General features: G+C 64.8%; 13 protein-coding genes. All 13 read left to right on the forward strand.

Going from position 1 to position 11,598, the window contains the following annotated elements:
* The first annotated feature begins 281 nt into the window (after positions 1-281).
* Positions 282-1,220, forward strand: coding sequence for a 1,2-phenylacetyl-CoA epoxidase subunit PaaA (paaA, locus tag ACTJJ6_RS18625; protein ID WP_049300290.1), 939 nt, complete (start codon positions 282-284; stop codon positions 1,218-1,220).
* Between the two features lie 21 nt (positions 1,221-1,241).
* A complete protein-coding gene (gene paaB / locus ACTJJ6_RS18630) occupies positions 1,242-1,529 on the forward strand; it encodes a 1,2-phenylacetyl-CoA epoxidase subunit PaaB (protein ID WP_004935173.1) in 288 nt (95 codons plus the stop codon).
* A gap of 8 nt (positions 1,530-1,537) precedes the next feature.
* Positions 1,538-2,296 carry a 1,2-phenylacetyl-CoA epoxidase subunit PaaC gene (paaC, locus tag ACTJJ6_RS18635; protein WP_016927195.1) on the forward strand — a complete coding sequence of 253 codons (759 nt, stop codon included), beginning with the start codon at positions 1,538-1,540 and terminating at the stop codon, positions 2,294-2,296.
* A 9-nt stretch (positions 2,297-2,305) separates the two neighbouring features.
* Positions 2,306-2,803: a 1,2-phenylacetyl-CoA epoxidase subunit PaaD gene (gene paaD / locus ACTJJ6_RS18640; protein WP_049300291.1), complete on the forward strand. Its 498-nt coding sequence runs from the start codon at positions 2,306-2,308 to the stop codon at positions 2,801-2,803.
* A 13-nt stretch (positions 2,804-2,816) separates the two neighbouring features.
* Complete coding sequence (paaE, locus tag ACTJJ6_RS18645; protein ID WP_049300292.1) at positions 2,817-3,875, forward strand: 1,2-phenylacetyl-CoA epoxidase subunit PaaE; 1,059 nt, start codon at positions 2,817-2,819, stop codon at positions 3,873-3,875.
* 8 nt (positions 3,876-3,883) lie between these two features.
* On the forward strand, positions 3,884-4,657 hold the full coding sequence (paaF, locus tag ACTJJ6_RS18650) for a 2,3-dehydroadipyl-CoA hydratase PaaF (protein ID WP_193842881.1): 774 nt from the start codon (positions 3,884-3,886) through the stop codon (positions 4,655-4,657).
* A gap of 3 nt (positions 4,658-4,660) precedes the next feature.
* Positions 4,661-5,452 (forward strand): 2-(1,2-epoxy-1,2-dihydrophenyl)acetyl-CoA isomerase PaaG, encoded by a 792-nt coding sequence (paaG, locus tag ACTJJ6_RS18655; RefSeq protein ID WP_015378353.1) that lies wholly within the window; start codon positions 4,661-4,663, stop codon positions 5,450-5,452.
* Between the two features lie 2 nt (positions 5,453-5,454).
* The gene (locus ACTJJ6_RS18660) at positions 5,455-6,987 is read left to right on the forward strand and encodes a 3-hydroxyacyl-CoA dehydrogenase (protein WP_193842882.1); all 1,533 of its coding nucleotides are present in this window, start codon (positions 5,455-5,457) and stop codon (positions 6,985-6,987) included.
* Entirely contained in the window at positions 6,984-7,424 is a 441-nt protein-coding gene (paaI, locus tag ACTJJ6_RS18665; RefSeq protein WP_079449876.1) for a hydroxyphenylacetyl-CoA thioesterase PaaI, read from the forward strand. Before ACTJJ6_RS18660 ends, paaI begins: the two co-directional genes overlap by 4 nt.
* Positions 7,421-8,626, forward strand: coding sequence for a 3-oxoadipyl-CoA thiolase (gene pcaF / locus ACTJJ6_RS18670; RefSeq protein ID WP_097101777.1), 1,206 nt, complete (start codon positions 7,421-7,423; stop codon positions 8,624-8,626). Before paaI ends, pcaF begins: the two co-directional genes overlap by 4 nt.
* A gap of 15 nt (positions 8,627-8,641) precedes the next feature.
* Positions 8,642-9,949 carry a phenylacetate--CoA ligase PaaK gene (paaK, locus tag ACTJJ6_RS18675; RefSeq protein ID WP_004935199.1) on the forward strand — a complete coding sequence of 436 codons (1,308 nt, stop codon included), beginning with the start codon at positions 8,642-8,644 and terminating at the stop codon, positions 9,947-9,949.
* A gap of 79 nt (positions 9,950-10,028) precedes the next feature.
* The gene (gene paaX, locus ACTJJ6_RS18680) at positions 10,029-10,967 is read left to right on the forward strand and encodes a phenylacetic acid degradation operon negative regulatory protein PaaX (RefSeq protein WP_016927187.1); all 939 of its coding nucleotides are present in this window, start codon (positions 10,029-10,031) and stop codon (positions 10,965-10,967) included.
* Between the two features lie 12 nt (positions 10,968-10,979).
* Entirely contained in the window at positions 10,980-11,576 is a 597-nt protein-coding gene (paaY, locus tag ACTJJ6_RS18685; RefSeq protein ID WP_016927186.1) for a phenylacetic acid degradation protein PaaY, read from the forward strand.
* Positions 11,577-11,598: the final 22 nt, after the last annotated feature.

Below are 11,598 nucleotides of genomic sequence, written 5' to 3' on the forward strand. Positions count from 1 at the left end.
CTTAATTACGTATCACATAAATGCCAGTAGACGCCAAACTCAATTTTAACAAAAAAAGAACAAGAAGCGCTTTCAAGCCGATTTTCCGGCGTTAATACGGAGTCATTGCTTTTATTTATTAAATAAAATCAAATAATTAACACAAACACTTGTGAGTGAGCTCGCAAAACCACATAAATCTCGTTTGATCTTTTTGTTATCAGTTTGTAGCCTTATGGTTAGTTAAAGTGATTCACATTTTTATATTTAATGTGAAAAATACGAATCACCAAGAGGCAAGCATGACAACTGACGCACAGTATCAGCAGCATTTCGACGACAAGATCGCGGCGGATATCGCCATTGAGGCCAAAGACTGGATGCCGGACGCCTATCGTCAGAACCTGATTCGGCAAATCGGCCAACACGCCCACTCGGAAGTCATCGGCATGCTGCCGGAAGCCAACTGGCTGACGCGCGCCCCCACGCTGCGCCGTAAAGCGGTGCTGCTGGCCAAAGTGCAGGATGAGGCCGGCCACGGTCTGTACCTCTACAGCGCCGCCGAGACCCTCGGCTGTTCGCGCCAGGACATCTACCAAAAGATGCTCGACGGCAAGATGAAGTACTCCTCTATCTTCAATTACCCCACGCTCAACTGGGCGGATATCGGCGTGATCGGCTGGCTGGTCGACGGCGCCGCCATCGTCAACCAGGTGGCGCTGTGCCGCGCGTCCTACGGCCCCTATGCGCGGGCGATGGTGAAGATCTGCAAAGAGGAAAGCTTCCACCAGCGCCAGGGCTACGAGGCGGTAATGGCGATGGCCAACGGCAGCGACACGCAGCGCGCCATGCTGCAGGACGCCATCGATCGCTTCTGGTGGCCGGTGCTGATGATGTTCGGCCCGAGCGACGCCGACTCCCCCCACAGCGCCCAGAGCATGGCGTGGAAGATCAAACGCCACAGCAACGATGAGCTGCGGCAGAAGTTCGTCGACAACACCGTACCGCAGCTGGAAGCGCTGGGCATGACGGCGCCGGATCCGGATCTGCACTGGGATGCCGCCGCCGGCCACTATCACTTCGGCGAGATCGACTGGAGCGAGCTGCATGAGGTGATCAAAGGGCGTGGCCAATGTAACCACGAACGCCTGCAGGCCAAACGCCGCGCCTGGGAAGACGGCGCCTGGGTGCGTGACGGCGCCATGGCTCACGCCGCGAAAAACGCCGCTTCCGCCGCATAGCCAACATAAGGAACCGAGATCATGAGCCACGTTGAATGGCCGCTGTATGAAGTGTTTATCCGCAGCAAACAAGGGCTGGCGCATCGCCACGTCGGCAGCCTGCACGCCGCCGACGACCAAATGGCGCTGGAAAACGCCCGCGACGCCTACACGCGCCGTAATGAAGGCTGCTCGATTTGGGTGGTGCAATCCCGCCATCTGATCGCCTCGCAGCCGGAAGACCGCGGCGCCTTCTTCGATCCGTCCGAAGACAAGATCTACCGTCATCCGACGTTTTACACCATTCCCGACGGCATCAAGAACATGTAGAGGCGACCATGACGGTTAACGATCCGCGCATCAGCTATTTGCTCCGCCAGGGCGACACGCCTTTGATCCTCGCCCAGCGTCTGTGCGCCTGGTGCGGCCACGCGCCCGAGCTGGAAATCGATCTGGCGTTGGCCAACATCGGGCTCGATCTGCTCGGCCAGGCGCGCAACTTCCTGAGCTACGCCGCCGAACTGGCCGGGCCGCCCTGCAGCGAAGACAGCCTGGCCTTCGGCCGCGACGAACGCCAGTTTCATAACCTGTTGCTGGCGGAACAGCCGAACGGCGGTTTCAACGACACGTTGGTGCGCCAGTTCCTGCTCGACGTCTACCACGTGCAGCTGCATCAGGCGTTGAGCCGCAGCGGCGATGCGCAGATCGCCGCCATCGCCGCCAAGTCATTGAAGGAGGCCGATTACCACCTGCGCTTCAGCCGCGGCTGGATGATCCGCCTCGGCGACGGCAACGACATCAGCCACCGCAAGATCCAGCAGTCGCTGGATAACCTGTGGCGCTTCACCGCCGAGCTGTTCCACGCCGACGCGCTGGAGCTTGAGCTGGCGGAACAGGGCATCGCCGTCGATCCACGCCAGCTGCAGGCTCCCTGGCAAGCGCAGGTGGAGGAGACGCTGCGCCAGGCGACGTTGACGCTGCCCGCCGAGCAGGCGTTCCGGCACGGCGGCAAACAAGGCCGACACAGTGAACACCTCGGCCCGCTGCTGGCGGAGATGCAGTTCCTGCAACGCGCCTATCCAAACGGCCAATGGTAGGAGGCTGCGATGAACGTCACTCGTTTGCAACCCGCTGAAATCCCGCAGATTTGGCACTGTCTGCAACAGATCAGCGATCCCGAGCTGCCGGTGCTGTCCATCACCGATTTGGGCATGGTGCGCGACGTGGCCCGCGACGGCAGCGGCTGGCGCGTGACCTTCACCCCAACCTATTCCGGCTGCCCGGCCACCGAATTTCTGCTCAACGCCATTGAGCAGCGGCTGACGGCCGCCGGCTTCAGCCCGGTGCAGGTGGACATCCGTCTCAGCCCGGCCTGGACCACTGATTGGATGAACGCCGACGCCCGCGAGCGGCTGCGGCAATACGGCGTAGCGCCGCCGCAGGGCCACACCTGCGATCGGCTGCATGCCCACGGCCCGGTAGCCTGCCCACGCTGCGGCAGCACCCACAGCGAGAAGATCAGCGAGTTCGGCTCCACCGCCTGTAAAGCGCTGTACCGCTGTTGCGACTGCCGGGAACCGTTCGACTATTTCAAATGCATATAGGAGCGCTGACACCATGACGGTCTTTCATCGCCTGAGCGTCGCCGCCATCGAGCGCGAAACGCCGGACGCCGTAGCCATCACCCTGCGGGTGCCCGAAGAGCTGCAAAACCAATACCGCTATACCCCCGGCCAGCACCTGACGCTCAAGGCGCTAGTCAACGGCGAAGAACTGCGGCGTTGCTATTCCATCTGCAGTTCGCCGCAGGAAGGCCTGCTGCAGATCGGCGTAAAAGCGATTGATCAGGGCCGTTTCTCCGGCTTCGTCAACCGCATGCTGAAAGTCGGCGATGCGCTGGAAGTGATGGTGCCGCAGGGGCGCTTCGGCTATCAGCCGCAGGCGGAGCGCCACGGCAACTACCTGGCGATCGCCGCCGGCTCCGGCATCACACCGATGCTGTCGATCATCAAGGCAACGCTGCAGTTCGAACCGGGCAGCAGTTTCACCCTGATCTACGGCAACCGCAACAGCCGTTCGATGATGTTCAAAGAGGCGCTGTCGGATCTGAAAAACCGCTACCCGCAGCGTTTTCAGCCGCTGTACCTGTTCAGCCAGGAGAGCCTCGACAGCCCGCTGCTCAGCGGCCGCATAGACCGTGAACGCCTGGCGGCGATCGGCGGCGCGCTGCTGGATTTCCGCGACTATGACCACGCCTTTATCTGCGGGCCGGAATCGATGATGGACGACGCGCAGACCGTGCTGGAGCAGGCCGGCGTACCGGCCAATCACATCCACAGCGAACGCTTCAACACCAGCGGCCTGGTCACCCGCCCGCGCCACAGCGGCGATCGCAACGCCACCCGGGTGGCGATCCTGCTCGACGGCCGCCGGTTGGATATCGAGGTCGGCGAACAGGACGACAGCATTCTCGATGCCGCGCTGCGCCAGGGCGCCGATCTGCCCTACGCCTGCAAAGGCGGCGTGTGCGCCACCTGCAAATGCCGTCTCAAGGCCGGCCAGGTGGAGATGGGCGTCAACTACAGCCTGGAGCCGGATCAGTTGGCGGCGGGCTATGTATTGAGCTGCCAGTCGTGGCCGAAAGGCGACGGCGTGGTGTTGGACTTCGACGTCTAGGAGCCGCGATGGACACCCCCTTTATTTTGCATCAGCAGCAACACCGCGTGGTCACGCTGACGCTGCATCGCCCGGAGGCGCGTAACGCCCTAAGCACGCCGTGTCTGGAACAGCTGGTTGCCCGGCTGGAGCAGGCCGACGCCGACAGCGGCGTGGGCGCCGTGGTGATCGCCGGCGCGGCGCGCTTCTTCGCCGCCGGCGCCGATCTGCGCGAACTGCAACAGCAGGATCTGCCGGCCACGCTGGCGGATCGCCGTCCGCAGCTGTGGCAACGGCTGACGCAGTTCAGCAAACCGCTGCTGGCGGCGGTGAACGGTTATGCCCTGGGCGCCGGCTGCGAGCTGGCGCTGGCCTGCGACATCGTCATCGGCGGCGAAAGCGCCCGCTTCGGCCTGCCGGAGATCACCCTCGGCCTGATGCCGGGCGCCGGGGGCACCCAGCGTCTGATCCGCTGCGTCGGCAAGGCGCGCGCCAGCCAGATGGTACTGACCGGCGAAGCCATCGACGCCCGCACCGCGCTGCAGGCCGGCCTGATCAGCGAAGTATGTGTCGATGCCCTGACGCTGGAGCGCACGCAGCAGATTGCCGATCGCATCAGCCGCCAGGCGCCGCTGGCGCTGCGCGCCGCCAAACAGGCGCTGAAACAGGCCGAGGAAATCGGCCTTAGCCAGGGGCTGGCGATTGAGCGTCAGCAATTTGTCACCCTGGCCGCCACCGACGATCGCCGCGAAGGCATCGCCGCCTTTTTCGAAAAACGTACGCCAAACTATCAGGGGCGCTGATTTATGGATAACGCATTGATTCTCAGCCATCTCGACGCCGGCGTGTTGACGCTGACCCTCAACCGGCCGGATCGGCTCAACAGCTTTAACGACGAGATGCATCGCCAGCTGAGCGAAGCGCTGACGCAAGCCGAGCGCGACGACAGCGTGCGCTGCCTGCTGATCGCCGGTGCCGGGCGCGGTTTCTGCGCCGGGCAGGATCTCAACGATCGCAACGTCAGCGCCGATCAACAGGCGCCGGATCTCGGCCTGTCGGTCGAACGTTTCTACAACCCCCTGATCCGCCGCCTGACCGCCCTGCCCAAACCGGTGGTATGCGCAGTCAACGGCGTGGCGGCCGGCGCCGGCGCCGCGCTGGCCCTGGCGTGCGATATCGTCATCGCCGCCGACAACGCCGGCTTTATTCAGTCGTTCTGCCGTCTGGGGTTGGTGCCTGATTCCGGCGGCAGTTGGTTCCTGCCGCGGCTGGCCGGCCACGCCCGCGCGATGGGCATGGCCTTGCTGGGTGACAAAATCAGCGCTCAACAGGCGCTGGAGTGGGGCATGATCTGGCAGGTGGTGCCGGCGGATGAATTGGCCGACCGCACGCAAACGCTGGCGCGCCATCTGGCCACCCAGCCGACCTACGGTTTGGGGCTAATCAAGAAAGCCATCTACAGCTCGGCCACCAACAGCCTCGATCAACAGCTCGATCTGGAACGCGATCTGCAGCGATTGGGGGGCCGCAGCGACGACTATCGCGAAGGCGTCAGCGCATTCTTCGCCAAACGCACGCCAAATTTCAGCGGGAAATAGCCATGAACGCGCCCCTTCTTAATGGCCAGGTGGCGGTGATCGGCGCCGGCACCATGGGCATCGGCATCGCCCAGGTGGCCGCCGCCGCCGGCCACCCGGTACGGCTGTTCGATATCGCGCCCGCCGCCGCCCAGCGCGCGATCGACGAACTCGCTCGCCGCCTGCGGCAGCGGGTCGACGGCGGCAAGGCCGACGCAAACGCCACCGAGGCGCTGCTGGCGCGTCTCGAACGCGCCGACTCGCTCGAGCAACTGGCCGACTGCGCGCTGGTGATTGAAGCGGTGGCGGAAAATCTGGCGATCAAGCAGAGCCTGTTCCGCGATCTGGAAGCGGTCTGCTCGCCCACGGCGCTGTTCGCCAGCAATACCTCCTCGCTGTCAATCACCGCCATCGCCGGCGCCTTGCAACACCCGGCGCGCATGGCCGGGCTGCACTTCTTCAACCCGGCGCCGCTGATGAAGCTGGTGGAGATCGTCAGCGGTCTGGAAACCGGGGCCGAGACCCTCGCCGCGCTGCAGGCCCTGGCGCAGCGCTGGGGTAAGCAGAGCGTCGTGTGCCGCTCGACGCCGGGATTCATCGTCAACCGCGTGGCGCGGCCATTCTACGCCGAAACCCTGCGCGCGCTGGAGGAACGGGTGGCCGACGCCGCCACCCTGGATGCAGTCATGCGCGACGCCGGCGGCTTCGCCATGGGCCCGCTGCAGTTGACCGACCTGATCGGCCAGGACGTCAATTACGCCGTGACCGACTCGGTGTATCAGGCCTTCTACCAGGATCCGCGCTTCACCCCCTCACTGGTGCAGCAGGAGCTGGTGGCCGCCGGACATCTCGGCCGCAAATCCGGCCGCGGCTTCTACCGCTACGACGCGCAACGCCCCGCCGCAGAGATGATCGCCTTTGCGCCGCCGGCGCAGGCCGCGCCGCCGCAACGCGTCACGCTGCACGGCGACTGGTCTTCGCTGGCCGATTTGGCGGAACTGTTGATCGAAAATGCGGGGGCGATCAAACAACCTGGCCAGACCAGCCCGTACCTCACGATCGACGACGTTACACTGATGTTAACCAATGGTAAAACCGCCGGCCAACTGGCCGACGAACGTGGAACGCCCGTGGTGCTGTTCGATCTCTGTGCCGACTATGCGCATGCCTCCGCCATCGCCATCAGCTGCGCGGCGCAAAACGACGCGCAACACAATGCCAACGCGATTCGCCTGCTGCAGTCCCTCGGCAAGCAGGTCATTCAACTGCCGGATTATCCCGGCCTGCTGACGATGCGCACTCTGGCCATGCTGGCCAACGAAGCGCTCGACGTGGTGAACAAAGGCGTCGCCGGCGCCGAAGATACCGATCTGGCGATGCTGCGCGGCGTCAACTATCCGCGCGGCCCGCTGGCCTGGGGCGCCGCACTCGGCTGGCGCCACATTCTGACGACGCTGGAAAACCTGCAACGCTATTACGGCGAAGCGCGCTATCGCCCGATGCCGCTGCTGCGCCGCTTCGCTTCCCCCGCCTCTTTCTCAGGAGCCGAACGATGAACGCCAATACGCCGCGCGCGCTGGCTCAGCGCTGCGCCGAACAGATGTTCCAGCAAGATACCTGCGCTCAGGCGATGGGGATGCATATCGACGCCGTCGACGCCGGGTACGCTCAGGTCAGCATGACCGTCGGCCCGCAGATGCTCAATGGCCACCAGACCTGCCACGGCGGCCAGCTGTTCAGCCTGGCGGACACCGCCTTCGCCTACGCCTGCAACAGCCAGGGGTTGGCGGCGGTGGCCTCCGGCTGCAGCATCGACTTCGTCCGCCCGGCGCTGGCCGGCGATCGCCTCACCGCCAGCGCGGCGGTGCGCCACCAGGGCAAAGCCACCGGGCTGTACGACGTCGAGATCGTTAACCAACTGGGCAAAACCGTCGCCTGGTTCCGTGGCCGCGCGCACCGCCTCGGTCACAGCATTTTAGGAGATCGGGCATGAATCAGGCATTTATCTGCGACGGCGTGCGCACCCCGATCGGCCGCTATGGCGGCGCGCTGGCCCAGGTGCGCGCCGACGACCTCGCCGCCCTGCCGCTGCGCGTGCTGCTGGAGCGCTATCCACAGGTGGATTGGGCGCAGCTGGACGATGTGATCCTCGGCTGCGCCAACCAGGCCGGGGAAGACAACCGCAATCTGGCGCGCATGGCGCTGCTGCTGGCCGGATTGCCGGTCGGCGTTTCCGGCACTACGGTGAACCGCCTGTGCGGTTCGGGCCTGGATGCGCTGGCGATGGCGGCGCGCAGCATCAGGGCCGGCGACGCCGGGCTGCTGCTGGCCGGCGGCGCGGAATCGATGACCCGCGCGCCGCTGGTGATGGGCAAGGCCGACAGCGCCTTCAGCCGCCAGGCACAGCTGTACGACACCACCCTCGGCTGGCGCTTCGTCAATCCGCGGATGCAGGCCGAGTTCGGCACCGATTCGATGCCGGAGACCGCCGAAAACGTCGCGGCGCAGTTCAATATCAGCCGCGCCGATCAGGACGCCTTTGCGCTGCGCAGCCAGCAGCGCGCCGCCCGGGCGCAGGCGCTGGGCCACCTGGCGCAGGAGATAGCCCCGGTCAGCCTCACCGGTAAAAAAGGCGCGGTCACCCTGTTCAGCCAGGATGAACACCCGCGCGCCGACACCACCTTCGAGCAGCTGCAGGCGCTGAAAACCCCGTTCCGTCAGCCCGGCAGCGTCACCGCCGGCAACGCCTCGGGCCTGAACGACGGCGCGGCGGCGCTGATCGTCGCCTCCGAAGCGATGGCGGCGCGCCAGGGCCTGACGCCGCGCGCACGCATCCTTGCCACCGCCACCTGCGGCGTGGAGCCGCGCCTGATGGGCATCGGTCCGCTGCCGGCCACCCGCAAGGTGCTGGAGATCGCCGGGCTGAGCCTGGCGCAGATGGACGTCATCGAACTGAACGAAGCGTTCGCCGCCCAGGCGTTGGCGGTGATGCGCCAGCTTGGCCTGCCGGACGATGCCCCGCAGGTTAACCCCAACGGCGGCGCGATCGCTCTGGGGCACCCGCTGGGCATGAGCGGCGCGCGCCTGGCGCTGGCCGCCCTGTTTGAACTGGAACGGCGAGCCGGCCGCTACGCTCTGTGCACCATGTGCATCGGCGTCGGCCAAGGCATCGCCATGATCATTGAGCGTGTCTGACCCCTGAGGCTAACCATGACAATAAATCCACAGCCCCTCGAAACGATCGAATTCGCCTCGCGCGATGAGATTGAAGCGTTGCAGTTGGCGCGTTTGAAGTGGACGCTGCACCACGCCTACGACAATGTGCCGATGTACAAACGCAAATTCGACCAGGCCGGCGTACACCCCGACGATCTTAAGCAGCTGAGCGATCTGGCGCGCTTCCCCTACACCACCAAGCAGGATCTGCGCGACAACTACCCGTTCGACACCTTCGCGGTGCCGATGGAGCAGGTGGTGCGCATCCACGCCTCCTCGGGCACCACCGGCCGCCCGACGGTGGTGGGCTACACCCAGCGCGACATCGATAACTGGGCCGATATCGTCGCCCGCTGCCTGCGCGCCGGCGGCGCCACCGCCAAAGACAAGGTGCACGTCGCCTACGGCTACGGCCTGTTCACCGGCGGCCTGGGGGCGCACTACGGCGCGGAGCGGCTCGGCGCGACGGTGATCCCGATGTCCGGCGGGCAGACGGAACGCCAGGCGCAGCTGATCCTCGACTTCAAACCCGACATCATCATGGTGACGCCGTCCTATTGCCTGACGCTGATCGACGAACTGGAACGCAAGATGGGCGGCGACGCGCGCGGCTGTTCGCTGCGGCTCGGCGTGTTCGGCGCCGAACCCTGGACCGAAGCCCTGCGCCACGAAATCGAATCCCGCATGGGCATCAAGGCGCTGGATATCTATGGCCTGTCGGAGGTGATGGGGCCGGGCGTGGCGATGGAGTGTCTGGAAAGCGGCGGCGGCCCCACCATCTGGGAAGACCACTTCCTGCCGGAGATCATCTGCCCGGAGACCGGCGTCGCCCTGCCGGACGGCGAGCACGGCGAACTGGTGTTTACCACCCTGACCAAAGAGGCGCTGCCGGTGATCCGCTACCGCACTCGCGATCTCACCCGGCTGCTGCCGGGCGACGCGCGCCAGATGCGCCGCATGGGCAAGATCACCGGCCGCTCCGACGACATGCTGATCATTCGCGGCGTCAACGTCTTCCCGTCGCAGGTGGAAGAACAGATCATGCAGTTCGAGCAGCTGTCGCCGCACTATCAGCTGCAGGTCAGCCGCAGTGGGCATCTGGACACGCTGGCGGTGCGCGTCGAACTGAAAGAATCGGCGCTCAGCCTCAGCCATCAACAGCGTTGCGATATCTGCCACCAGCTGCGCCATCACATTAAATCGATCGTGGGCGTCAGCACCGACGTCAGCATCGCCAACTGCGGCGATATTCCTCGCTCGGAAGGCAAGGCGCAGCGCGTGGTCGATCTGCGGCCGCGCTGAGGCGCGCGGCGTCACGGATGACGCCGCCCCAAATTAGGCGTAATGTTGTGGCTCATCGAAGGCTAACCCATGGAAAAATATGGAACATAAACTGGATGAGTTCATTCGCCATGCCGTCGACGCGCAGCCGATCAGCGGCACCTCGCTGATCATTTCGCTGTACGGCGACGCGCTCAGCCACCGCGGCGGCGAAGTGTGGCTCGGCAGCCTGAGCGCGCTGCTGGAGGCCTTCGGTTTCGGCGATCGTTTCGTGCGCACCTCGGTGTTCCGCCTGCAAAAAGAAGGTTGGCTGGCGGTGGAGAAAATCGGCCGCCGCAGCTTCTACCGCGTGACCGAGCAGGGAATGCGCCAGTTCCGCCACGCCGAATCGAAGATCTATCTGCGCGAGCAGCCCGCTTGGGACGGCAAGTGGGAGCTGTTGCTGCTGGAATGCGCCGAAAAAAACGCGCGCGCGCGGCTGAAAAAAGAGCTGGGCTGGCTCGGGTTCGGGCAAATCGCCAACAATCTGATGGCCGCCCCCACCCATGCGCAGACCGACGTGACGGCGCTGCTCGGCGAACTGAACGCCAGCGAGCAGGTGATCTACTTTCGCGCCGATTACCCCTATAACCGCTCCGAGCAAACCCTGCAGAAACTGGTGGCCGACTGTTGGTCGCTCAGCGACGTGGCGGCCGGCTATCACGAGTTTATCGTCTCCTTCCGGCCGCTGATGGCGCTGCTGCGCGAAGTCGACCCGGCGGCGCTGACGCCGCTGCGCTGCTTCCAGATTAAGCTATTATTGATTCACTTCTTCCGTCGCGTGGTGTTGAAAGATCCGTTGCTGCCGGACGCGCTGCTGCCCGCCCAATGGGAGGGCCAGATCGCCCGCAATCTGTGCATCAATCTCTATCAGCAGGTCGATCGCGCCGCGACGGAGTACGTCAGCGCGCTGGCGGAGACCACCATCGGCGCCCTGCCCGCGCCGGCCGCCGGCTACTATCGGCGCTTCGGCGGCCTGCCGCGCGACCCTACATATTAAGGAACTCACGCTATGCCTGTGTATCAGATTGACGGCCTGACGCCGGTCGTTGACCCCAGCAGTTACGTGCACCCGACCGCGGTGCTGATCGGCGACGTGATCGTCGGCAAGCACGTGTATATCGGCCCGAACGCCAGCCTGCGCGGCGATTTTGGCCGCCTGGTGATCTGCGACGGCGCCAACATTCAGGACAACTGCGTGATGCACGGCTTCCCGCAGCAGGACACGGTGGTGGAAGAAGACGGCCATATCGGCCACGGCGCCATCCTGCATGGCTGCCGCATTCGCCGCAACGCGATGGTGGGCATGAACGCGGTGGTGATGGACGGTGCGGAGATCGGCGAGAACACCATCGTCGGCGCGATGGCGTTCGTCAAAGCCGCGGCGGTGATCGAAGCCAACAAGCTGGTGGTCGGCAGCCCGGCGCGCGTGCTGCGCGATCTGACCGAACAGGAGCTGGCCTGGAAGATCGCCGGCACCCGCGAGTATCAGGATCTGGTGCAGCGCTGCAAATCCTCGCTGCACGAAGTGGCGCCGCTGGCCGAAATCGAACCGGGCCGCCAACGCCTGAGTTTCGGCGACCACCTGATCCCGAAAAGCCAGCTGTAGTCGCAAGGGCTGAAGGCGCGCC

Origin of the sequence: Serratia sp. 22278, from assembly GCF_052045405.1 — a bacterium.
GTDB classification, from domain to species: domain Bacteria; phylum Pseudomonadota; class Gammaproteobacteria; order Enterobacterales; family Enterobacteriaceae; genus Serratia; species Serratia marcescens.

Excerpts from the sequence above, each read along its gene's own strand:
- paaA (WP_049300290.1), top strand. The coding sequence starts at position 282 with ATGACAACTGACGCACAGTATCAGCAGCATTTCGACGACAAGATCGCG.
- paaB (WP_004935173.1), top strand. The coding sequence starts at position 1,242 with ATGAGCCACGTTGAATGGCCGCTGTATGAAGTGTTTATCCGCAGCAAA.
- paaC (WP_016927195.1), top strand. The coding sequence starts at position 1,538 with ATGACGGTTAACGATCCGCGCATCAGCTATTTGCTCCGCCAGGGCGAC.
- paaD (WP_049300291.1), top strand. The coding sequence starts at position 2,306 with ATGAACGTCACTCGTTTGCAACCCGCTGAAATCCCGCAGATTTGGCAC.
- paaE (WP_049300292.1), top strand. The coding sequence starts at position 2,817 with ATGACGGTCTTTCATCGCCTGAGCGTCGCCGCCATCGAGCGCGAAACG.
- paaF (WP_193842881.1), top strand. The coding sequence starts at position 3,884 with ATGGACACCCCCTTTATTTTGCATCAGCAGCAACACCGCGTGGTCACG.
- paaG (WP_015378353.1), top strand. The coding sequence starts at position 4,661 with ATGGATAACGCATTGATTCTCAGCCATCTCGACGCCGGCGTGTTGACG.
- ACTJJ6_RS18660 (WP_193842882.1), top strand. The coding sequence starts at position 5,455 with ATGAACGCGCCCCTTCTTAATGGCCAGGTGGCGGTGATCGGCGCCGGC.
- paaI (WP_079449876.1), top strand. The coding sequence starts at position 6,984 with ATGAACGCCAATACGCCGCGCGCGCTGGCTCAGCGCTGCGCCGAACAG.
- pcaF (WP_097101777.1), top strand. The coding sequence starts at position 7,421 with ATGAATCAGGCATTTATCTGCGACGGCGTGCGCACCCCGATCGGCCGC.
- paaK (WP_004935199.1), top strand. The coding sequence starts at position 8,642 with ATGACAATAAATCCACAGCCCCTCGAAACGATCGAATTCGCCTCGCGC.
- paaX (WP_016927187.1), top strand. The coding sequence starts at position 10,029 with ATGGAACATAAACTGGATGAGTTCATTCGCCATGCCGTCGACGCGCAG.
- paaY (WP_016927186.1), top strand. The coding sequence starts at position 10,980 with ATGCCTGTGTATCAGATTGACGGCCTGACGCCGGTCGTTGACCCCAGC.